Raw genomic sequence first — 22,642 nt, 5'->3', positions numbered from 1 at the left:
CAGGTGCCACAGTGGACAAGGCCATTCAGGAGCCCGCGGGCAACCGCGGGCTCCTGCGCTGATTCGGTTCCCATTGGTCCCCAGGCTATTCACCCGGCGTTCATCATCACAGTGGGTCGCCGCACCCATGGCAGTCTGTCGCCCTATCGCGTCCGCGCGGACCGCCGCGGACGCCGATCAACCGATCCCAGATGGGTGCTGACCAGGCGCAACTTGCAGATTGGAAGTGCTAGACGCCGGGCCCCGGGCCCCCGGTCGGCTCGTCCGTCGGCTCACTCGTCGCCGGGTCCGTGGTCGGGTCCTGGGTGGGCGGGTTCTTGGTCGGCTCGTTGTTCTGGGTCGGGGTGGCTCCGCCGGTCGGCTTGGTCGGTGCGGTGGGCTGGGTGCCGTTGCGCGGCGAAGTGCTGGTGCGCGGCTTGGTGGTGCTCACCGTCGGTCCGGGGGGCGCGGCGGGACCGGTGCTCTCCGGGCCGGCGCTCACCTCGGCCGGCTGCGACGGCACCGTGCCGCCGTCTTTGGTCGTGTCGTCGCCGAGGTTGGCCAGCGCGAACGCCATCACCACGGCGGCGACGCCGATCAGCACGGCCGCCACGATGCCGGCCCGATGGGTGGTGGTCAGCCGCTTGCGCCGGCCCGGTGGGGTCGGCGGCGGGCCGCCGGGCACGCCCGGGAAGCTCGGGTGCACCGGCCGGGTGGCGGTGCCGGTCAGGCGCGGGTCGCTGCCGGCGAACGTGTCGCCGGGGCCACGGCCGACCGGCGCCGCGCCGGGTGCGTACCCCCCTGGGCGTGGGCGGGTCGTCGCCGGGCCGCCGGCCAGCAGGGCGGTCGTGCCCGCGCGGGTCATCGAGGTGGTCGTCGCCTCGGCGGATGCCGGCCCGAGGGCGGCTTCGGCGATCTGGGCCATGGCCGCAGCGTTCTTGAACCGGTCGGCCGGGTCCTTGGCCATCGCGGTCGCGATCACCGTGCGGACCGCGTGCGGCACCTCGTCGGGCAGCGGCGGCGGCTCCTCGTCGAGGTGCGAGAGGGCGATGGTCAGGGCGTTGTCGCCCATGAACGGCGGGTGCCCGGCCAGGCAGTGGTAGCCGACCGCGCCGAGCGCGTAGATGTCGGTGGCGGGGGTGATCGCCCGCTTCGCGACCTGCTCGGGCGCCATGTAGAGCGCCGTGCCGACGAGTTCGTTGACGCCGGTCAGGCTGGCCGCCTCGGCCGAGCGGGCGACGCCGAAGTCGACCAGCACGACCTGGCCGTCGGGACGGACGATCAGGTTGCCCGGTTTGACGTCGCGGTGCACGACGCCGGCCTCGTGTGCGGCCTGGAGGGCGTGGGCGGTCTGGGCCACGATGGCCATCGTCTCGGCCGGGCTGAGCCGCTCGGCGGTCTTGATCCGCTGCGACAGCGGCTCGCCGTCGACGAACGCCATCACCAGGTAGACGACTGTCTTGCCGTCGGGGTCGGTGTCTTCACCGAAGTCGTAGACGTCGACCACACCGGGGTGCCGGAGGGTGGCCATGGTGCGGGCCTCGCCGCGGAAACGGGCGCTGAAGCCGGGGTCGCCGACGGCACGGGGATGGAGGACCTTGACCGCGACGGTGCGGCCCAGGACCTGGTCGATGGCGCGCCAGACTTCGCCCATACCGCCGCTGGCGATGGGCTCCTCCAGCCGGTAGCGCCCGCCAAGCGCGTCTCCGGGATTGAGCATCATGCCTCCGTACCCCGTGTTGCGAGGTGTTACGCCCCGCCAGGGCAAGACCGTGCCCTCCCCCGGGCAACCTTAGCGGCCCGGCCGGGGCCGGCGCTGCGCGCGGGGGTCCGACCGTAGGGACAGCGTCGCCCACCCGCGTGCTGTCACGGCGGATGTCCGATCCGTGACTGCCGTCACGTTCGCGCGCGTCTAGCGTCGGTCCGTCCACAGGCGAAGGCGGGTGCCCCGGTGAGTGCGATCTTCGGCGAGACCTTGCGGTTCCAGCAGCGTGACGGCGACGACGTCGCCCTGGTCGTCCTCGGCGACGAGATGTACGCGCGCTACGAGACCCCAGACGGCTACACCGCCGTCTACGACCACGACAGCGGCGCCTACTGCTACGCCGACCTCGACGCGGGCCAGTTCGCCTCCACCGGGCAGCGGGTCGACGCCGGGCCGCCACCGGCCACCGTGCAGCGGCACCTGCACGAGGCCGCCGAGGTGCGCAACGACCGGGTCAAGGCCCGGCACGAGGCGATGGTGCCGCCGGGGGAGGCGGCCGGCGGGCGGGAGAAGTTCCTGACCTTCGGCCCGAGCGGCGGGCTGCTGCCCGGGCGGCGGCTCAGCTCCGGCACGGTCACCGGCCTGACCATCCTGATCGACTTCCCCGACACCCCGGCCGCGGTCGGCACCGCCGAGGTCGACGCGCTGCTCAACGCGCCGGCCTACCGCGGCGGCGGCAACGCGGCCTCGGTGCGCGGCTATTTCCAGACCATGTCGACCGGCCGGCTCGACTTCGGCAACGTGGTCGTCGGCCCCTACCGGATGAGGCGGCCGCGGCTGGCCTACGCCAACACCGAGGGCCTGCTGGTGCCCGAGGCGATCCAGCTCGCGGTCGACGCCGGGGTCGACCTGTCCCGGTTCGACTCGTGCGACGAGGGCATCGTCGACTCGCTGTGCATCATGTATGCGGGCCAGACCGAATACAAAGGCGACCTCTGGCCGCACAACTTCGTGCACCGCAAGGAATACAACGGGGTCCGCACCGAGCTCTACATCGTGACCAGCGCCGGGCGGACGGCCGACGACCTCAGCATCGGCACCTTCTGCCACGAGGCCGGCCACATGCTCTGCCGCTTCCCCGACCTCTACGACTACGGCCTGGCCGAGCGCGAGGGCGACGACTTCAAGAGCGCCGGGGTCGGTATGTATTGCGTGATGGGCGCCGGCAACCACCTCGACCGGGGGCGCACGCCGGCCCCGATCAGCGCCTACCTGCGGCAGCTCGTCGGCTGGGCCGGCACCGAGGTCGACCTGACCGCGGGCGGGCGGTTCTCGGCGAAACAGGGTGACTACGACACCGTGCTGCGCTACCAGACCGGGCTGGAAAACGAATACTTCCTGGTGGAAAACCGGTCCCGGGCCGGGTTCGACCAGTTCCTGCCGTCCAGCGGGCTGGCCGTTTACCACTGCGACGTGCGGGGCTCCAACGAGTTCCAGCAGGGCACCCGCGAGCAGCACTACCAGTGCGCCGTGCTCCAGGCCGACGGCCACCTCGACCTGGAGGGCAACGTCAACCAGGGCGACGGCGGCGACCTGTTCGGCCGGGTCGAGGGCACCGCGGTCTCGCACGCCACCCGGCCGGCGACCCGCCGCTGGGACGGCACCGAGTCCGGGCTGACCATCTCCGACGTGTCCGCGCCCGGCGAGGTGGTCACGTTCCTGGTGGGCGAGGTCGGCGACGCCGGCGCCACGGTGGTCGGCAAGTCCGAGCCGGCGCTGTCGATCCCCGACGGTGGCGAGGGCGGCGTGGCCGACACGATCACCTTCGACTCGCCCGGCACGGTGCGGGCGATGACGTTCGAGGCCGACATCACCCACCCGTTCGCCGGCGACCTGCGGATCGTGCTGCTCTCGCCGACCGGTCGCCGGGCGGTGCTGCACGACCGGGCGCGCACCGGTCGCAATCTGCACCTGGAGCTCGACACCGAGCCGCCGTCGGCGCTGGCGCCGATGGTCGGGCAGCCGGTCGCGGGCACCTGGTTGCTGCGCGTCACCGACGCGTCACAGGACGACGCGGGCACGTTCGACCGCTGGCGGATCGAGATCACCGTCGGCACATAGCCGGATTTGCCAGGAAATTCATAGCCGATCCCCATAGTCCCCCCAGCGGGATGACGCAGAGTGCTCCGAGTCCCCTATTGGCTTGGAGTGAATTCACATGCGACGACCCAGGAAGCTCGCGCTTGTCGGGGCCGGTGCTGCCGGTGTTTTGGCGATCGGTCTCAGCGTGCCCGCGTTCGCGGCGAGCAACGACAGCCCGTCACCTTCGCCGTCCACGTCTACGTCTTCGTCCGCACCCGCGGACAAGAGCACGGACTCGGCGAAGCCCGACCGCGCGCAGGCGATGAAGGACCGCCAGGAGAAGCTGGCCGCCGCGCTCGCGAAGGAGCTCGGCATCGACCAGCAGAAGGTGTCCGACGCGCTCACCAAGGTCCAGAAGGACCTGGCCGGTGACGCCAAGACGCAGCGGGCCGACCAGCTCAAGAAGCGGCTCGACCAGGCCGTCAAGGACGGCAAGCTGACCCAGGCCCAGGAAGACGCGATCATCGCGGCCGCGTCGAAGGGCGTGCTGCCCGGTGGCGGCGCCTGGGGCGGCGGCAACTGGGGTGGCGGCGGCCACTGGCGTGGTGGCCCGGGCGGTCACGACTCGAAGTAGCGACAACACCGTCCTCAGGGACGCCGAACCCGCGCGCGACCGGTGCTCACCCCCCGACACTGGTTCGCGTGCGGGTTCGGTGGTTGGTGGCGGTGGTCGCGGCGCTGGGCGTCGCGAACTATCTGAACAACGTCGCGCTCCGCTGGACGTACCCCTGGATCTCGGTTCTCGAGACCCTCGTTCTGTTGGGCCTGGCGCGGGCGGCCGGCCTGACCGCCGCTGATCTCGGCCTGGCCCGCTCGACCTGGCGGCGCGGCCTGCGCTGGGGCGGCATCGCGGTGCTCCTGGTGCTCGCCGGTTATCTGGTCGCGCTGACGCTGCCGGCCGGCCGGGAACTGTTCCTCGACCGCCGCGCCCATCTCGGCGTCGGCGGTGCGATCTACGCGGCCTTCGTCGGCGTGCCGGTCGGCACGGTGCTGCTGGAGGAGGTCGGCTTCCGCGGCGTGGTCTGGGGCATGGTCGCCCGGATGCGCGGGCCGGGCTGGGCCACGGCGGTCTCGTCGGTGCTGTTCGGTTTGTGGCACGTGTTGCCCTCGCTCGGGCTGGGTCGCAGCAACCAGGTGGTCGGCGACGTCTACGGCTCGGCGGCCGGGGCGGTGACCATCTCGGCGGTGTTCGCCACGATGCTGGCCGGCGTGGTGCTCGCGTCGTTGCGCTGGCGCACCGGCAGCCTCCTGGCACCGGCCGGACTGCATTGGGCGACGAACGGATTGGCGTACGCCGTGGGCGCAGCACTTTGGGCTCTTTCGGGGTAAAGGCCCGTCATTCTTTGGTACGAAGAAGTCGTGGGCGATCGCCTGGTGCGCTGGGGGCTCCCACGAGCCGCCAATGCCGTGCCCCTACTGATGGAGTTCCTCGTCGTCGCCGTGGCGACGGTACTTTCCATCCGATTCGCCCTGTTCCTAACTGGCTATCCCCAGTTGGGCGGTAACGGCCTGCACATCGCGCACGTCCTGTGGGGCGGTCTGCTGATGGCGGTCGGCGTGATGGGCCTGCTCTCGTTCAACGGGAGGGTGATCAGACCCGTCGGCGCGTTCCTGGCCGGCGTCGGCTTCGGACTGTTCATCGACGAAGTAGGCAAGTTCCTGACCAGCGACAACAACTACTTCTTCACACCGAGCATCGCCATCATCTACGTGCTGATCGTGCTGCTGGTGCTCGGAATCCACGCCCTGCACGGCCGGCGCCCGCTGGGCAAGCGGGAGCTGTATGTCCAGGCACTGAACGCCGCCGCGGCCGGCGCGTCGAACGGGATGACCGACAACACCCGGGCCCTGGCCCTGCGCCGGATCAACGCGGCGGCGGACCTGCCCGGCGCGGCACAGGCGGCGGCCCTGGTCCGGGAGATCCCGACCGGCCGCGCCGAACGCTACGACGTGAGCCAGATCGGCACCCGGGTGGCCCGCCGGATCGCCCGCGCGCTGCGCACCCGACCCGCGATGATCACGACGGTGGTCCTGCTCTTGCTCCAGACGGTGGCGACCCTGGGCGTCGCCCTGCTGATCGTGTCGGCGCTGCTCGCGCGCGAGGCGGGGGCGAACGCGGACCTCCGCTTCACCGACCCGGTACCGACCGCGGTCGGCGGCGCGAGCGCCATCCTGTCGGCGGCCTGCGTCGTCTACGGCGTGGTGCGGTTGCGGCAGAAGCGCCGGGTGACCGGTTTACGGTGGTTGCAGCGGGCGGTGCTGATCGATCTGCTGTTGGTCCGGGTGTTCGAGTTCGCGGTCTACCAGTTCGCGGCCATCCCGTCGCTGGTGATCGACCTGTTGCTGCTCGCGGTGCTGGAGTTCGCGATCCGCGACGCGGTCACCAAGGAGGAGGCCGTCGACGACGGTTCGGCCGAGGCGGAGGAGGCGGGCCACTGGTCGCCGTCGCCGTCGCCCGCGCGGGCAGCGGCTAGTGCGGGTGTGGCGGCTGGTCTCGGTGCGTCGCGGTTGCCTGGGTCGGGGTCGCCGCTTCCGGCGGGCGCTGTGGCGATGGGGGCGCTCGGCGACGACGGGGTGGTTGATTCGGCCGGTGTCGGGCCGGTCCCGGCGGGGTCGCCGGGTGCGTATCCGGGGGCGTTGAGCCCGTCGATGCTCGCTGCGGGGTCGCCGATCGTCACCGGGCGGCCGTCGGCGGTGGCGGAGCCGTCGCCTGGCGGTGAGCCGTTGCCGGCTGAGCCTTCTCCGTTGGGCGGGCCTGCGGCGGCGCCGGCTGTGCTGCCGGGCGCCTCTGTCGGCGGACCAGGCCCGGACTTCGCGACGCTGTCCGCAGCCGGTCCCGCTGGGCGTCTGTCGCCTGGGCTTGGCACGGCCGCCGGTGCCGGCGGCGCTGAGCGCCTGGCGGCTGGGGATGCGGCGGCGCCCGGTTCCAGCGGCGCTGGGCGCGTGTCGGTCAGGGATGGTTCTGGTTCCGCGGCGGCGTCCGGGTCGGGCGGCGCCGGGCGTCCGTCGGCCGTCGCTGGCGCCGGGCGTGGCGCTGTGTCCGGGTCTGGCGATCCGGCGTCCGGCGTTGGGCCTTCGTCGGCTGGCGATGTGCCTGGCTCTGGTTACACGGCTGGCGCGGGGCCGGCTGGGTCTGGTGGCGCGGGGTCGGCTGGGTCTGGTGGCGCGGGGTCGGCTGGGTCTGGTGGCGCGGGGTCGGCTGGGTCTGGTGGCGTGGGGTCGGCTGGGTCTGGTGGCGTGGGGTCGGCTGGGTCTGGTGGCGTGGGGTCGGCTGGGTCTGGTGGCGTGGGGTCGGCTGGGTCTGGTGGCGTGGGGTCGGCTGGGTCTGGTGGCGTGGGGTCGGCTGGGTCTGGTGGCGTGGGGTCGGCTGGGTCTGGTGGCGTGGGGTCGGCTGGGTCTGGTGGCGTGGGGTCGGCTGGGTCTGGTGGCGTGGGGTCGGCTGGGTCTGGTGGCGTGGGGTCGGCTGGGTCTGGTGGCGTGGGGTCGGCTGGGTCTGGTGGCGTGGGGTCGGCTGGGTCTGGTGGCGTGGGGTCGGCTGGGTCTGGTGGCGTGGGGCTGGCCGGGTCTGGTGATGCCGTGGCGGCTGGGTCGGGTGATGCGGGGCCGGCTGGGTTCGGTGACGTCGTGTCTCGTGCGGCGGGTGGCTCGGATGGCGACAAGCCCGATTCGGGGCCGGGGCTTGCTTCCCGGATGCGGTTGGCGTTCACCGGCGGGTGCCGGTCGCATGCCGGCGTCATCGGTGGCGCGCTTTCGGCCGGTTGCGGCGCCATCGCCGGTGGGCTGGTCGCCGGCGTGTCGACGCGCTCGGCGGCCGTGCACGGTGACAGCGCGGCGGAGGCTGGCGGTGACGCCAGCGAGATCGTCGGCGAGGTGCTTGACGATTCCGCCAGCGGCGACCACGACACCTTGCCAACGCTGGATGGTGCGGCAACCGGCGCTGGGGGCTTGGCCCTCGATCGCCCGTCCGGTGAGCGCGAGGCGGCGCCGACGGCGGGTGGCGCGGCCAGCGATGGGGATGCCGGCGAGCCAAGCGGGTCCGGCGAGGGCGATAGGTCGCGGAGCGCGGGCGCGGGCTCGGACGAGGCAGGGCGGTCGCCGCGGAGCGTGGGTGGGCAACCGCCGACGGCGACGTGGATCGGGAGCCGGACCGGCAACGCCGGAAGTGGGCGCTACCGCGCGGCGGAGCGTGGCGAGCGGGCGGAGAAGGCGAACGCGCGGGGGCGTACCGTCAAATCCAATGTGGAATCGCAGCGGCGGATGACGCCGCCACCCCTGTCCTGAGTGGGTTTTCCGGGCGCCGGCGGGCTGCCGGCGGGAAACCCTGCGCGGCAATCGCCCCGGGCGTAACGTGAGTTCATGGCGGTTATCGGCATCGACATCGGCGGCTCGGGCATCAAGGGCGCCATGGTCGACATCAGGCGGGGCGAGCTCACCGGCGAACGCTTCCGGGTGGATACGCCGCAACCCTCCAACGTGAAGAGCGTCGTTTCGGCGGTCGGTGAAGTGGTTCGCCACTTCGGCGGGCGCCCGGAGCGGGTCGGGATCACCTTCCCCGGCGTTATCCAGAACGGCTTTGTCCGCACGGCGGCCAACGTCGACAAGTCGTGGATGAACACGCCCGGCGCCCAGCTCTTCGCCGAAGAGCTGCGCAGCCCGGTGGCGCTCATCAACGACGCCGACGCGGCCGGCATGGCGGAGATGGCCTTCGGCGCCGGCAAAGGCCGCAAGGGCAAGGTCGTCATGCTGACCTTCGGCACCGGCATCGGCAGCGCCGTCTTCATCGACGGGATGCTGGTGCCCAACACCGAGTTCGGCCACATCCGGATGCACGGCGTCGACGCGGAGAAGCGCGCGGCCGCCCGGGTGCGCCAGGACGAGGATCTGGGCTGGGGCGCGTGGTCCAAGCGGGTCAAGAAATACCTCCAGCACCTGGAGCAACTCCTCAGCCCAGACCTGTTCATCGTGGGCGGCGGCGTGAGCCGCAAGTCCGACAGCTTCCTGTCGCGCATCGAGGTCGAAACCGAAGTCGTGCCGGCGATGCTGCTCAACAACGCGGGCATCATCGGCGCCGCGCTCGCGTCCCCGCAGGCCCGCAGCGGCCGCACCACGGCGACCAAGGCAAGCGCCGACGGCCGCAAATCGACGCCCAGCAAGTCGTCGTCGACCGGCGGCGCCCGCAAGGCATCGACGGCGCGGAAGTCATCGAGCGCCCGCAAGTCGACGTCCGGCCCGAGCGCCTCGACGCCGCGCAAGGCAACCAAGACATCGACGGCCCGCAAGGCGACCAAGTCGTCCACGGCCCGCAAGTCGACGACGGCGCGCAAGGCGACGAAGTCGTCCACGGCCCGCAAGTCGACGACGCCGCGCAAGTCGACCGGCACGGCCGCGACGGCCCGCAAGTCGACGACCGCAAGCAAGTCGGCGACCGCGAGCAAGTCGACGGCAGCGCGCAAGTCGGCGACGCCGAGCAAGTCGACTGCGGCGAGCAAGTCCACGACGGCACGCAAGTCGACCTCGGCCCGCAAGTCGACGACGGCGCGGAAGTCGACCGGGGCCCGGAAGGCAGCGACGCCACGCAAGTCGTCGACGGCGCGCAAGGCGCCGGCCACGCGCAAGTCGACCACGGCGCGCAAGTCGACCGCGCCCCGCAAGGCATCGACGGGTCCGGCCCGCCGGTCCGCCGGCTCGACCCGGAAAGCGACCAGCGCCCGCTCGACCACGGGACGTAAGTCGACATCGGCGCGTAAGTCGACCTCGGCGACCCGGAAATCGACGAGTGCGGCCCGCAAGCGGACCTCGGCGGCGCGGAAGAGCACGAGCGCGGCGCGGTCGACGGCGGCGAGGTCGCGGGTGACGGCGACGGGTGCGGTGCGTAAGTCGGCGTCGGCGGCGCGGAAGGGCACGAGCGCGGCGCGGTCGGCGACGGCGAGGTCGCGGGTGACGGCGACGGGTGCGGTGCGTAAGTCGGCGTCGGCGGCGCGGAAGAGCGCGAGCGCGGCGCGGTCGACGGCGGCGAGGTCGCGGGTGACGGCGACGGGTGCGGTGCGTAAGTCGGCGTCGGCGGCGCGGAAGGGCACGAGCGCGGCGCGGTCGACGGCGGCGAGGTCGCGGGTGACGGCGACGGGTGCGGTGCGTAAGTCGGCGTCGGCGGCGCGGAAGAGCGCGAGCGCGGCGCGGTCGACGGCGGCGAGGTCGCGGGTGACGGCGACGGGTGCGGTGCGTAAGTCGGCGTCGGCGGCGCGGAAGAGCGCGAGCGCGGCGCGGTCGACGGCGGCGAGGTCGCGGGTGACGGCGACGGGTGCGGTGCGTAAGTCGGCGTCGGCGGGGCGGAAGAGCGCGAGCGCGGCGCGGGCCACGACGGCCAGGTCGCGGGTGACGGCGACGGGTGCGGTGCGTAAGTCGGCGTCGGCGGGGCGGAAGAGCGCGAGCGCGGCGCGGGCCACGACAGCGAGGTCGCGGGCGACCGCGACGGGCACCGTCCGTCAGTCGAGCTCGGCGGCCCGGAAGCCGGCGAGTGCGGCTCGCAAGGCGACCAGTGCCGCGCGCAAGGCGACGTCGGGGGCGAGCCGGAGCACGAGCGCGGCGCGGGCCACGACGGCCAAGTCGCGGGGGACCGCGACGGGCACTGTGCGTAAGTCGGGCTCGGCGGCCCGGAAGCCGGCGAGTGCGGCCCGGAAGATGGCGTCTGCAGCGCGCAAGAGCGCTGGCGCGGCGACTACCGCTCGGTCGCGCGCCACCGCGGCTGGCTCGGTGCGTAGGTCGGCCGCGGCCGCGCGGAAGTCCACAGGTCCGGCACGTAAGGCGGGCTCGGCGGCGCGGGGGGCGACGTCGCGCAAGACGACGGCGGCGGTGCGGAAGTCAGCGACGAGTCGTGGGTCCACGCGAAAGAGCGTGGCGCGGGCGAGTCGGTAGGCGATTGTCGGATGGCGGGGTGTCGCGCGGCGGCACCCCGCCAGCGACGTCCGCCACCGATCCACCTCATCCACTGTGGATCGGGTGTGTCGAGATCTGGGTGTGACGCTGTAGTGTCCGGATAGGACAGAGGGCGTGTCTCGACGGGCTCCGACGTCAGGCTCGTCCCGCCGTCTGGTCGGCGCTGGGCGGGGCTAGGTGCGACGGTCACCTCGGCGATGGGGCCGGGTGGGGCCGGATACGGTGTGGTGTGTGATCGTCCCAGATCGAGCGTGCGAAATGGGCGGTGAATCGGCCGGTCGCGGGCGCGCGTAACCGGCTGGTAACGGAGCTCGTGCCCGTGGCGCGGGCGGTCGGGATGGGTTATATGCTTGCAGGGTGGCAATGATCGACGACGCCTCCGTCACATTGAGGGTGAGCCGGGTGGACCGGCCCGATGTGGTGGTTTTGCGGCTCGCGGGGGAGCTCGACCTGAGCACCGCCCCCTACCTCAGTGAACGCATCGACGAGGTGGTGGGCGATGGGCGTACGACAATTGTCATTGATCTTCATGATGTGACGTTCTGTGACTCGACCGGGATGTCTGCGTTCATCCGGGGCCACCATCTCAGCTCGGCGGCCGGGGGTTCCCTGCGGTTGACGGGCGCGCGGGGGGTCGTGGCTCGGGTACTGAAGATCAGTGGGCTGGACACGTTGCTCAGCGACGATTCCTGAGCTGTCAGGTCGACACACCCGACCGCGGGCCAATGTGGAATTAATTCCGCAAAACGGCCCGAAACGGGTTATGCCTCGGGAGGATGGCCGGGAGGGGAAACGACTGGCTACCTGGGGGCGAGCTAATGGACTTCTCCATCGTCGAATCCGGCTACGACCGCGACGAGGTCGACAGTTGCCTTCTGGATCTGGGCGAGCAACTCGCGAGCGCGACGGCGCAAGCTGAGGGCGCCGCCGGCATGCGGGTCGAGTTGGGCATGGTCCGCGCCGAGGCCGAGCGCCTGCACGAGATGCTGCGCGCCCGCCCGGCCGTCTACCGCAACACCCTCCGCATCCAGCAGATGGTCACGCTCGCCGAGGAAGAGGCGGCCGACATCGTCGCCGAGGCCCGCGAGACGCTCGCCAAGGCCCGCGAAGACGCGCAGCGCATCCGGGCCGAGGCCTACAACGACGCGCTGAAGGCGCGGCGCGACTTCGAGCTCGCCCTCGCGGCTCGCCGGCGCCGCCAGGACGGCGCGGAGAAGGTCCTCGCGCAGATCAGCTTCGAGCCCGCGCCGGCCGGCGCGGCCGTGGGCATGGAGGCAACCCCCGCCGCCGCCGCGCCCGCCAAGACAGGCCGTGCGGCGGCCGGGAGCAAGGCCGCGAACGTCCGGGCGACCGGCACGGCGCCGGTTGCCAAGGGCGCACCGCAACGCAACGACGGTGCCCACCACCAGGAGTCCGGCCAGGCCGCCGTGAAGGGCAACGCCGCAGCCGGCAAACACGACGCGACCCCGTCGGGACGCCCCTCCCCGACGCCGGTCAATGGCGAGATCGCGCCCGTACGCGACGCCGTCCCCGTCAGCGAACCCACCCCGCCGGAGAAGCCGAGCAAGGGTGGCCTGTTCGGCAAGGGTGGCCTGTTGGGCAAGGCTCGCTCGAAGGGTGGGTCGGGCAAGGACGCCAAGCCGAACGCACCGGCGGGCAAGGGCCGCAACGCGGGTCCGGAGCCCTCGCCCAACGGTGGCGCCGCGCCGAAGGTCACCGGTCGTGCCGGTGTGGCCGGGGGCGGCGTGCAGCCGCCGGCTGATCGTGCGGCGGCGGGTAGCGCCGCGGCGCCGGGGGGCGCTCCGGCTGCGGCCGGGAGCCCGCGCTCCAACGGCAGCGGTCCGCGGCCGGCTTCGAGCCCGAGTGAGGCCCCGGCTGCCGGTGCCGCCGCGGGTCAGGCGAATTCCAACGGTGCGGCGGCCTTGCCGGCCAGTGGCAAGGCTCCCGCGGCGGCGAATGGTAGCGGGCCGGCTGGCTCCGGTGGCCGTGTTGGCGGGTCGGCTGGTTCCGGCGGCGTTGCGGCTGGGTCGGCTTCGAGCCCCAGCGGTGGGAAGGCGCCTGCCGCGGGTGCGGCGGCTCGGTCTGGTGAGGCGGGGTCCAACGGCAGTGCGCCGCGGCCGGCTTCGAGCCCGAACGGGGCGAAGGCCCCGGCGGCCGGTGCCGCCGCTTCGGGCGGGTCTGGGCAGGCGGGCTCCAACGGGTACGTCGGGCAGCCGGCAGCCAACTCGCGTGCCGCGTCGACGCCTAATGGCGCCGCGGCGAGCGGTAAGGGCTCGGCGGCCGGTGCCAAGCCTGCGACCTCGGGCAGTGGTGCTGGTCCCGCGAGCAGCGGGAACAAGGGCGGGGCGGCAACTGCCGGCAACGCTGGTGCGCCTTCTTCGGGCGGTGCGCGTAGCGCAGCCGCGACCCAGGGTGGCGCGGCAGGTGTGGCGAGTAGTGGCGGTGCTGCCGGTGGCGCAGCGCGCGGTCCGGCGGCGTCCGCTAACGCCGGTGCGGCTGGTGCCGCAACGGCTGGCAACGGTGTCCGGCCTGCCGCGGGTGGCGCTGGTGGTGCGGCGGCGGGTGGCAACGCGGGTGGTTCGGCGGGGGCCGGCAGCGGTGGCCGTCCGGCGGCCGGCGGTGCGGCTGGTGCCGCAACGGGGGGCAACGGTGTCCGGCCTGCGGCCGGCGATTCCGGTGCCGCAGCGGGTGGCTCGGCCGGGTCGGGCAACGGTCGCGCGGCGGCCGGGAACGGCTCTCGTGCGGGAGCGGCGGCGGGCGCTGGTGGCGCTGCCGCGGCAAACGGCCCTCGGGCCGGGGCCGGCGGCCCTGCCGCTGGGGCTCCGGCGGCGGCCGATGGTGCCCGGTCCGGCGCTCCGGCCACCGGCCGGGGAGCCGGGAGCGCAGCCAACGGTGGGCGCGGCAGCCGGACCGGTGCGAACAGCGGACGGCCCGCCAACGGAGATGGCCGCAACAGCGGCGCCGGGCGACCGGCACACAGCGGTGGCAGCCGGCCAGGCGACGGCGGGTCGCGGCAGAGCGGCTCGTCCGGTAACGGCCAGTCCGCGGGCGGCTCTGGTAACGGCGGCAGCAAGCCGGCCGGTGGGGCTTCGGGCAACGGCAAGGCGGTCGAGAACGCGGATAAAAGCCCAAGTGGCCATACCGCCGCCCGTCGGGCGTCGGAGGTACCGGTAGGAAACGGCCCACGAGCCGCAAGCACGCCAAGCAACGGCGTCGCTGGTAGGGCGACCAGCACCGACGTGCCGCTGCCCCCGCACGATGAACCTCCGGGGCCGCGCGGCCTGTCCGCCAAGGCGGACGTCGGCGACAACGGCGCGCCGGCGCAGCTACCTACGCTGCGCTCCGGGGCACCAGCGGCCGAGTCCGGCACAGGTCGCCCCGCCGCCAGTAAGCCGGAAGCGACGACTACCCCAAAGACACCCAGGTCCGCGACCCCGGCCACGCCAGACGACGGCAACGAGACCGACGACGGACCCGGCGCCAAGGCCAAGCGGAGCAAAGCCAAGGGAAACGCCGCGAAGGGAAGCGACGCCAAGGAAAGCGGCGGCGACGAGACGGACGAAGCCGAGAACGCGGAAGCCGGCGAGGGCGACAAGGACGGCAAGGGCAAGGGGCGGTGGCCGCGCCTGCGGGGCCGGCGTACGGCCGTCATCCGCTGAACGCCGCATCCCGAGAACGAGAAGACCCGGGCGGCCGGATGGCCGCCCGGGTCAAACACCCTTGAGTGGGCTCGGTCAGGTGAGCGCCTGCACCACCGTGGTGGCGGCCAGTTCATGCTGGGCGTACGCGTCGGGGAACGCGGAGACCTGCACGGCCTGGGCGGCGCCGGCGATCGACATGTTCTGCCAGCCGATTATCTGCTCGAGCGCGTTGAAGAACTTCTGGGCCGAGATCGCCGGCGTCATCAGTTCCTGCACCGTGCCCCAGCCGCTGCTGGTGCGCTGCTGGAACAGGCCGACCGAGTCGTGGTCGTACCCGGTGCCCTCGTTGGGGTAGTTCAGCGACTCCGGCAGGCCGGTGTTGGCCAGGTTGAGCAGGTTGCTCTCTTGCATCGAAGTCGCGATCGCGACGATCAGACCGCGCTGGGGGATCCCCATGCTGACGCCGGTCTTGACGATCGTGGCGGCGTTGTTCATTTGGGCCTGGGTCAGGCCCGCGACCGGCGCGACTACGGCCGGTTTCGGCTTGGGCGCCACCGTGGTGGCCCTCTTGGTGGGGGTGGTCGCCCGCTTGGTGGGCGTCGTCTTGCGGGGGGTTGGCTTACGGGTTGGGGGAGTGGTCTTGGTGGGTGCCGGCGGCGCGGGGGTCGTGGCCGTCGGCGTGGGGGATGGGGCTTGCTGGGGGGTGAACGCCTCGCGGACGCTCGACCGGGACGCGCGTTGCTGCGTCTCGTCGAGCGAACGGTTCGCGGCGGCCTGGGCCGCCGCCTGTTCCGCGGCCGCCACCGAGGTGGCGGTGCGGGCCGGTGAGCCGGCGTCGCGGGTCTCCACCGCGGCCGCGAGGCCGAGGCAACACACGAGACCGGCAACGAGGCCGACACGCGCGGCGGGCGTGGCGAAAATCGGTTTGAGTCGGGTCCGCAGCTTGGTCAGCTCGGTCGACTCGATCTCTCGTCTATGGCGTCCGGTTGGCTGACCGCCTGGGGTGACCTCAACCGAACGGGTAGTCGGGCTAATTCCGTCATGTCGATGTTTTCCTATGTCCTTGCGCGGCACCCGAAGAGGTTAGACAGGGCTCGCCCAGGTTTGACCGGCCAGATTTGTGGCCTGCGCCACATTTGTAGGGGACCCACCTAGTCAGGCGGGACGACCCCGGGAGGGCTCGGGCCGGCAAGGTGCCATACCGGCTTGTCCGTCAAGCCCATGCACGCGCGGACAAGCCTGGCAATTCGGAAGCGTCCAGTCGCAATCGGGGCCGAAGCCACCGCCTCGGTCGAACGGTGGAGCAACGGGGGCCGTGCGGATGAGCGCGGGCTCGGCTCGGCGGACATCCGTTGCCGGATCGCCCCTTGCCGTTCATTCGCAGCGGGGTGGCGTGGCGATCATGTTTATCCGTAATGGACGATCCATCGGGTACGCAAGAAATGCCGGCTTTGTCCTGGCTGCCACGGCGTGCGCCAAGCTGGACGGCGGCCCGAAAATCTTATGTGGAGTCGTGCCCCGCTGGGGCTGATTGCCTGAATTGAGCTGTTAGCCGCGCTTTTCTGGTGTCCTGGGGCTACCGGAGGTGCGGAATGCGCGATCAGGAAGCGTCGCTCGCGGCGGCGGATGCTGCCAGCGCGCGGCGTCGGACCGCCACCGCCGACCGCCCGCCGGCCCGGCTCCGGCTGGCCTCCGGGGTAGCCCTGTTCGGCGTCTCCGTGGTCTCGTTCTTCGTCCTGGCCGGCGCCGCTCCGGCTGCGGCCGACGCGACGGTGTTCGCGCCCAAGGCGATGCCCGGCCGGACCACGGTGATCGACGTCTGGTGCGGCACCCGCGCGACCTCGGCGAGCGTCGACGTGACCCCGTTCGGCGGCCCGCCGGAGTTGCCGCTGGCGCCCTACCCGGCCGGCGGCCCGGGCGCCTTCCGCGTCTCCTACCGCGTGCCGGCCGACGCCGCACCCGGCAGCTACGACCTGGTCGCCGAGTGTGACAACGGCCAGGCCGGCGACGCCGCCCTGCTGGTCGGCCTGCCGACCGCCCCGGACCAGACGAAGCCCAGCGGCGGCCGCACGACGGCCGCGGTGCTGGCCACCCTCGCGGTCCTGGCCGCATTGGTCGGCGGCGTGGCGCTGGCGAAGCGCTACGGTCCCCGCTCGCGCCTACACACCTGACCATCGCTCTCCCGCGCCCGCTACGCGGTGGTCCCGTTCGATCGCGACGAGCTGCCTTTCTCCCCACGGACCTGGCCGTCCCGTCACGCGGTGCAGAGCCGACGAGGAGCCGCATCAGGCGCTTCCTGCCGGCGCGGTTGGTGCCGAGGAGGCCGCACCTGCTTCAGAAGGACACGGACTTGGCCCGATCCGGGGCGCCGTATCTGTTGAGTCGATTCTTCTTTGACAGATCTGTCGCTCCAGATGGCCGCAGGTTGGGTGCGGCCCGCATTGCTGGCCGCGCCCCGCCGCCGCGGACCGTGCCGACCGTTGCGGAACGCGTGGCTGGTGTCCTAGGCGGGGTGGTGGTCGATCAGGACGATCCAGTGGTCGTCTTCCTTCTCTGTGGTGGTGCCTGCGGGCCAGACGTGGGCCTGGTCGGCCGCGGCGCGGACGTGGTCGATGTTGGGGCGGCGGCGCATCGTCGCGCCGGCGAAGCTGGCCCGGCCGTGGAACTCGGCCCGGCCGAGGTTCACCGCGCCGCCGAAGGTGGCGTTTTCGAAATAGGCGTCGCCGTGGAAGGCGGTCCAGCGGAAGAACGCCATGTCTTCGAAGGTGACCGTGCGGAAGCCGGCGTAGGCCGCGAATGAGCCGCGCTCGATCGAGAATCCACTATGGAACGTGGCCCTGCGGAACGAGGTCGTGTCGGCGAAGGTGCTGTGGTCGAGCGTCACCGTCTTCTCGAAGGCCGCCTCCGCGAACGATGCGCCCTGGAAAACGACGCGACGCGCGGACACCTCGCCGCCGAAACGGGACCGGGCGAAGGTGGCCGCGCCGGAGAAGCGCGCGCCGTCGAGGACGAAGGCGCCCGCTGTGGTCAGTTCGTCGAAGGTGGCGTTGTCGAACGTCGCGCCCGATAGCGTCACCCCGCCCTCCACGTGGGCGCCCACGAAGCGGGCGTCGCCGGCGAACTGAGCCCCGGTGAAGTCGGCCGCTATCAGGGTGCAGCCGCTCGCGTCGAAGTTGGTCAAACGGGTGTGGGCCAGGTCGAGCCGGACCTCCGGCCACCAGGCGTCGGCCTGATCGGCGTGCAGGTGACGGGTGAGGAGGCGTTGTGCGCTGCGGCGGATCTCGTCGTCGCCGGCCGGGGGAGTGCCGTCGGTCATCCGCAAATAGGCGCAGACCACCGCCACCACGGTCTGGCGGTGGCGGGGGTTGTCCTGTGCCAGGCGCTCCAGTGCGTAGAGGCCGCCCAGCCGGACCGCGGCCTTGTCGCTGCCGAGCAGGTCGACGGCCTTGGTGAACAGGTCGGTGACGCGGCGCTCGGTGGCGTCGTATTCCGCCAGGCGGGCCTGCTCCTCCTGGTTTTTGTGGGTGGTCGCGGCGACCCGCTCGGTGTGTGCCTGGACGAGCTCGCGGTGGGAGTGGTCGCGGCCGGCGGTGAACTCCTGGTGGCGCTGGGCCCGCTCGCTCAGCCACTGCCGGCGTGCGGCCAGCAGCAGGGCCAGGCCGCCGCCGGTGCCGGCCACCACGGTCAGGGCCGTGCGGATCGCGTCGACCCGCAGCGTGGCCCGCGTGTCGATGCTGGTGGCGCGGTTGGCCTCGGCCAGCAACCAGTCGAGGACCAGCCAGCCGAGGGCGATGGCCAGCAGCACGCCGACGAGCACATACCACCACGGCATCACGCGGAGGTCGTCGGTGCGTTTGGGGGCTGTCACGGCGGACAGCATGTCATTGAAGGGTCAGGCGGGGGGTGTGGCCTGTGGATAACTTTCGCTTGTGGACAGGGCGGCGGCCCGCCGCGACGGAGCGACCGTGATCGCCACGACCAGCGCCATCAGCAGCGCTATCACCTGGGCCGTCGCCGGCACGAGCGGGGCGAGCAGGATCAGCACCGCGCCCAAAGGCGCGGTCACCAGCAGCAGGCCACGCTCGTGGGGCAGGATATGCAACGCCCAGACGCTGACGAGGTAGGTCGCGACCGGGATCGCGAGCGCGTAGCCGGCGGCGGTGTCGGAGATGTGTGCCTCGCCGGTGTGGAACGCGACGTTGACGACCAGCCCCGCACCGACGGCGGCCGCCGACGCGAACACCAGATAGTGGGCATAGCCCCAGACGAAGCTGCTCAGGCCCCCGAGCCCACCCTCGCGGTCGAAGTAGAGCCACCACATCGCGAAGACGATCACGATGCCGGCCGCACCGAGCCAGATCACGTCGGCGTTGGCGTCGCCGCCCAGTCCGTTTTCGAAGGCCACCGATGCGGCCAGCACCGTTTCGCCGAGCACGATCAGGGTGAAAAGGCCGTAGCGCTCGGCGATGTGGCCAGGGTGCCACTCGGTCATGCCCGGCCGTTCGGCCCACACCGGGACCATCAGCTCGGCGACGACCAGGATGCCGAACGCCCAGTAGACGGCGTCGCCGCTCGCGAGCAGCCACAACCACCAGCCGACCTGGACCGCGGCGACTCCGATCGCGTAACGCGTCGCGTTCGTCCGGTGGATCGGGTCTGACACGGCGGCCCGGATCCATTGGCCGACGTTGGCGAGCCGCATGATCGAATAGCCGATGGTGACCAGCAGGAAGTCGCCGTCGAAAGCGCGCGGCACACCCGCGGCGATGATCAGCGCACCCACGATCGCGATCAGCACCGACAGCCGGAAGATGTCGTCGTCGGCGTCGTACGCCGACGAGAACCAGGTGAAGTTCATCCACGCCCACCAGATGGCGAAGAAGACCATCGCGTACGCGGAGACGGCGTGCCCGAAGTGGTGCTCGGCGACCGCGTGCTCCAGCCCCGTGGCCGACTGGGCGACCGCGACCACGAAGCACAGGTCGAACAGGAGCTCCAGGGGCGTCGAGGCGCGATTCGGCTCGGTCGCGGACCGGGACCGCATCGGCCGGTAGAACGTGCGGCGCGGGGCTGTCGTCACGCAGGAAACTGTGTCACAGCCCGCCGGCCGGAGGGGGTAGGGCGCCGGTGGTGGCCAGGATCAGATCGGCCACCAGGTCGGGGTCGTCGCTCATCGGGACGTGCCCGCAACCGGGCAGGTCGACGTGTCGGGCGTGCGGCAGACCGCGCCGGGCGACCGCGGCCTGGCGGTAGCGCAGGATCAGGTCCCGGGTGCCCCAGCCGATCGTGACCGGCACGGTCGGCGCGCCGCTGAAGGCATACCCGCGGCTGGCCCGGGCGACCGCACGGAACGCGACACCGTCGCGCAGCGCCGCCGTGTCGGCGAGGCACCGTTCGAGCGTGATCCGCCCCGGCCGCGACAGCAGCATGCCGAACGCCAAAGAGCGCAACCGCGAAGATCGCATCACGGTACGCACGACAGGGGTGGGCAGGCGCGACACGAGTCGATGGGCGGTCAGCACGACAACCGCATAGCGCAACTGACCCGCGCTGGCGAAACCGGCCGGCGACAGGGCGGTGGCCGACGCGACATGCCCGGCCGCGGCGAGTTCCAACGCGAGCGCGCCGCCGAGACTGTTCCCCGCCACGTGCGGCCGGCCGAGACCGAGAGACGTGAAGAACGACGCGAGCGCCGAGACCAGCGACGGCATGCCGGCGAAGTCGTCCGGAAGCAAGGGGGACCGGCCGAACCCCGGCAGGTCGACCGCGATCACGTCGTGGTGCGCCGCCAGCTGGTCGAGCACCGGCTCCCAGGCCCGCCAGTGATGCCCGATCCCGTGCAGCAGCACGAGCGGCGGCCCGGAACCACGGCGGGTGAAGAAGAGCGACGTCACTGCGGCGCGGTGTTGCGCCCGTAGCCACGCCCGAGCGCGCCCAACTGCGCCTCGAGCTCCGGCACCGAGGTGGCCGCCGCCCGCCGGGCGATCCAGCCGCCGAACGAGCCGTTGGCCACCGACCGGAACGCCGAGGCCAGCGCGACCACCCGCGGCACGTACACCCGGCGGCGGCGCCGCGCGACCGCGTCGACAAAAGCCTCCGCGCACCGCTGCACCGGCACGCTGCGCCCGAGCGGGCCGGGCAGCCGGTCGAGCGCGGCGCGGAACGTCGGCAGGTCGTCTTTCACGTCGCGGACCAGATCGGTGTCGACCCAGCTCATGTGTGCGGTGCCCACGGCGACACCGCGATGGGCGAGTTCGAGCCGGATCGCGTTGCCGAAGTGCTCGAGCCCGGCCTTCGCGGCGCAGTAGCCCGACATGCCCGGCAGCGCGGCGAACGCGGCGGCCGACGAGACGAGCAGGTAGTAGCCCCGCCGGGCGGACACCTCCGACACCGTGGCGCCGACCGTGCGGACGGCGCCGATCAGGTCGACCTCGATGGTCCGGACCAGTGCCTCCAGGTCGCCGACCGCGATCGTGCCGCGGTTGGCGATGCCGGCGTTGGCGACCACCGCGTCGATGCCGCCGAACGCGTCGACCGTGCCGCGCACGGCGGCCTCCAGCGCGGCCTGGTCGGTCACGTCGGCCTCGAACCACCGCGCGGCGTCGCCCAGCGACGCGGCCAGGTCGGCGAGCCGTGCGGGCTCCAGGCCGACGAGCGCGACCCGCGCGCCGCGGGCGACCGCGAGCCGGGCGGTGTGCGCCCCGATCCCGCGCGCGGCGCCGGTGATGAACAGAACGGAGCCGTTCACAAGATCACTCCAAACCGACGGGACGAAACGCGCGAGCGTCGAAGCGACGGGTGCGCAGCCAGAAGGACCAGGTGTGCCCGGGCCAGAGCGCCGACACCCGGCCGTTGCGGTCCTGATACCAGCTATGGCAGCCACCGGACTGCCAGACCGTCCCGGCCATCCGCCGGTCGACGAACGCGCCGAACGACGAGTGCGCGGCCGGCGTCGGCTCCCACGCGCCGCCACCGGCGGAATCGATGTGCCGGAGCAGCCGTACCAGATGATCGATCTGGCATTCGATCATGAACACCACCGACGTGTGCCCGAGCCCCGTGTTCGGCCCCAGCAGCAGGAACAGGTTGGGGAATCCGGGCACGGTCGAACCGAGGTAGGCCCGCATGCTCCCGCCCCAGGCCTCGGCCAGTGTGGACCCGGACGCGCCCCGGATGAGCGAGGCCAGCGGTGGGTCGGTGGCCTCGAAGCCCGTCGCGAAGATCAGCGTGTCGGCGGCATGGCTCGTGCCGTCGGCGGTGACCAGCCCGTCAGGCGTCACCGAGGCGATCGGCGACGTGACCAACGAGACGTTGGGCCGGGACAGCGCCGGATAGAAATCGTCGGAGAGCAGAACCCTTTTACAGCCCATCCGGTACGCCGGCGTCAGCGCTTCCCGCAACGCCGGATCGGCGACCGACGCCGCGAGATGCCGCCGCGCCGCCCGCTCCGCCAGCCGCATCACCGGCGGATGCAGGAACCCGACGGCGGCCAACTCGCGTCCCCAGTAGACACCGGCCCGGGCCAGCCGCCGCGCACCCGGCACCCGCGTGAACACCCGCCGCTCCCGCGCGGAGAAGTCGCGGTCGCCACGCGGCATCACCCACGGCGCCGTCCGCTGGAACAGCGACAACGACGCCACCGATGGCGCGATCCGGGGCACGAACTGCACTGCCGAGGCACCGGTGCCGACCACCGCGACCCGGCGACCACGCATCTCCAACGAGTGGTCCCAGCGGGCCGAGTGGAACGCGGCGCCGGCGAACGAGGTCAAACCGGGGAGCGGGGGGATGACCGGCGACGACAGCGGACCACCGGCGGCGACCAGGAAGTCGGCGGTGTGCACACCCTCGGAGGTGTCGATGACCCACCGACCGCCCTCCCACGCCGCGCCGCGCACCTCGTGGCGCAGCCGCAGGAACGGCCGCAACGACGCGGCGCACCGCCGCAGATATGCCCAGATCTCCTCCTGCCCGGAGAAACTGCGGGTCCACTCCGCGTTGGGCATGAACGACAATGAATACATGTGGGAAGGTACGTCGCACGCGCACCCGGGATATGTGTTGTCCCGCCAGGTGCCGCCGACGTCGTCGCCGCGATCGAAGATGACGAAGTCGTCGTGGCCGGCCGCCAACAGGCGCAGGCCGGTCGCGATCCCGCCGAAGCCCGCGCCGATGACGGCGATCCGACTGTGTCGGTCTTGTGCCGGCGCGGCGCCGTCGCCCGTGATCAGCTCAGCCATGA

General features: G+C 72.4%; 15 protein-coding genes and 1 pseudogene. 8 read left to right on the top strand and 8 right to left on the bottom strand.

Annotated elements, in window-relative coordinates; translation table 11 throughout:
• Positions 1-229 precede the first annotated feature (229 nt).
• On the bottom strand, positions 230-1,699 hold the full coding sequence (locus DFJ67_RS38350) for a serine/threonine-protein kinase (protein ID WP_116077154.1): 1,470 nt from the start codon (positions 1,697-1,699) through the stop codon (positions 230-232).
• Between the two features lie 231 nt (positions 1,700-1,930).
• Between DFJ67_RS38350 and DFJ67_RS38345 the strand changes: the two genes are divergently transcribed.
• The 5 genes and pseudogenes from DFJ67_RS38345 to ppgK form a co-directional block, all read left to right on the top strand.
• A complete protein-coding gene (locus DFJ67_RS38345) occupies positions 1,931-3,805 on the top strand; it encodes a M6 family metalloprotease domain-containing protein (RefSeq protein WP_116074058.1) in 1,875 nt (624 codons plus the stop codon).
• Between the two features lie 97 nt (positions 3,806-3,902).
• Positions 3,903-4,400: a hypothetical protein gene (locus tag DFJ67_RS38340; protein WP_116074056.1), complete on the top strand. Its 498-nt coding sequence runs from the start codon at positions 3,903-3,905 to the stop codon at positions 4,398-4,400.
• Between the two features lie 68 nt (positions 4,401-4,468).
• Positions 4,469-5,155 (top strand): CPBP family intramembrane glutamic endopeptidase, encoded by a 687-nt coding sequence (locus DFJ67_RS38335; protein WP_203784104.1) that lies wholly within the window; start codon positions 4,469-4,471, stop codon positions 5,153-5,155.
• A gap of 30 nt (positions 5,156-5,185) precedes the next feature.
• Positions 5,186-8,107, top strand: a complete 2,922-nt coding sequence (locus DFJ67_RS38330) for a hypothetical protein (RefSeq protein WP_147315776.1) — start codon at positions 5,186-5,188, stop codon at positions 8,105-8,107.
• Between the two features lie 75 nt (positions 8,108-8,182).
• Positions 8,183-8,848, top strand: a pseudogene (ppgK, locus tag DFJ67_RS44850) (polyphosphate--glucose phosphotransferase); the annotation flags it as partial.
• A 1,460-nt stretch (positions 8,849-10,308) separates the two neighbouring features.
• On the opposite strand, the gene DFJ67_RS43095 reads toward ppgK, so the two are convergent.
• Positions 10,309-10,707 carry a hypothetical protein gene (locus DFJ67_RS43095; RefSeq protein ID WP_170215697.1) on the bottom strand — a complete coding sequence of 133 codons (399 nt, stop codon included), beginning with the start codon at positions 10,705-10,707 and terminating at the stop codon, positions 10,309-10,311.
• Between the two features lie 415 nt (positions 10,708-11,122).
• Here DFJ67_RS43095 and DFJ67_RS38320 point away from each other — a divergent pair, with 415 nt between their 5' ends.
• Together DFJ67_RS38320 and DFJ67_RS42455 are read left to right on the top strand one after the other, a co-directional pair.
• The gene (locus DFJ67_RS38320) at positions 11,123-11,452 is read left to right on the top strand and encodes an STAS domain-containing protein (protein WP_116074052.1); all 330 of its coding nucleotides are present in this window, start codon (positions 11,123-11,125) and stop codon (positions 11,450-11,452) included.
• A gap of 125 nt (positions 11,453-11,577) precedes the next feature.
• Positions 11,578-14,418, top strand: a complete 2,841-nt coding sequence (locus tag DFJ67_RS42455; protein ID WP_147315775.1) for a hypothetical protein — start codon at positions 11,578-11,580, stop codon at positions 14,416-14,418.
• A gap of 75 nt (positions 14,419-14,493) precedes the next feature.
• Here the strand turns inward: DFJ67_RS42455 and DFJ67_RS38305 are convergent, their stop codons facing one another.
• Positions 14,494-15,435 (bottom strand): hypothetical protein, encoded by a 942-nt coding sequence (locus DFJ67_RS38305; RefSeq protein WP_409362980.1) that lies wholly within the window; start codon positions 15,433-15,435, stop codon positions 14,494-14,496.
• 557 nt (positions 15,436-15,992) lie between these two features.
• Here DFJ67_RS38305 and DFJ67_RS38300 point away from each other — a divergent pair.
• Positions 15,993-16,571, top strand: a complete 579-nt coding sequence (locus tag DFJ67_RS38300) for a hypothetical protein (protein WP_116074044.1) — start codon at positions 15,993-15,995, stop codon at positions 16,569-16,571.
• A 332-nt stretch (positions 16,572-16,903) separates the two neighbouring features.
• Here DFJ67_RS38300 and DFJ67_RS38295 read toward each other — a convergent pair whose 3' ends face one another.
• Genes DFJ67_RS38295 through DFJ67_RS38275 form a run of 5 tightly spaced genes read right to left on the bottom strand, consistent with a single transcriptional unit; the run spans position 16,904 to position 22,640 of the window.
• On the bottom strand, positions 16,904-18,268 hold the full coding sequence (locus DFJ67_RS38295) for a pentapeptide repeat-containing protein (protein WP_147315773.1): 1,365 nt from the start codon (positions 18,266-18,268) through the stop codon (positions 16,904-16,906).
• Between the two features lie 24 nt (positions 18,269-18,292).
• A complete protein-coding gene (locus DFJ67_RS38290; protein ID WP_239097563.1) occupies positions 18,293-19,480 on the bottom strand; it encodes a low temperature requirement protein A in 1,188 nt (395 codons plus the stop codon).
• Between the two features lie 13 nt (positions 19,481-19,493).
• Positions 19,494-20,294, bottom strand: a complete 801-nt coding sequence (locus DFJ67_RS38285; RefSeq protein ID WP_239097564.1) for an alpha/beta fold hydrolase — start codon at positions 20,292-20,294, stop codon at positions 19,494-19,496.
• Positions 20,291-21,148 (bottom strand): SDR family oxidoreductase, encoded by an 858-nt coding sequence (locus DFJ67_RS38280; RefSeq protein ID WP_239097565.1) that lies wholly within the window; start codon positions 21,146-21,148, stop codon positions 20,291-20,293. The genes DFJ67_RS38285 and DFJ67_RS38280 overlap by 4 nt, the downstream gene beginning before the upstream one ends.
• Before the next feature lie 4 nt (positions 21,149-21,152).
• On the bottom strand, positions 21,153-22,640 hold the full coding sequence (locus DFJ67_RS38275; protein ID WP_116074038.1) for a flavin-containing monooxygenase: 1,488 nt from the start codon (positions 22,638-22,640) through the stop codon (positions 21,153-21,155).
• Between the last annotated feature and the right edge of the window lie 2 nt (positions 22,641-22,642).

This window comes from Asanoa ferruginea (assembly GCF_003387075.1).
GTDB lineage: Bacteria > Actinomycetota > Actinomycetes > Mycobacteriales > Micromonosporaceae > Asanoa > Asanoa ferruginea.
The sequence above is the reverse complement of the archived record's forward strand: the minus strand, read 5'-3'. Positions and strand labels throughout refer to the sequence as shown.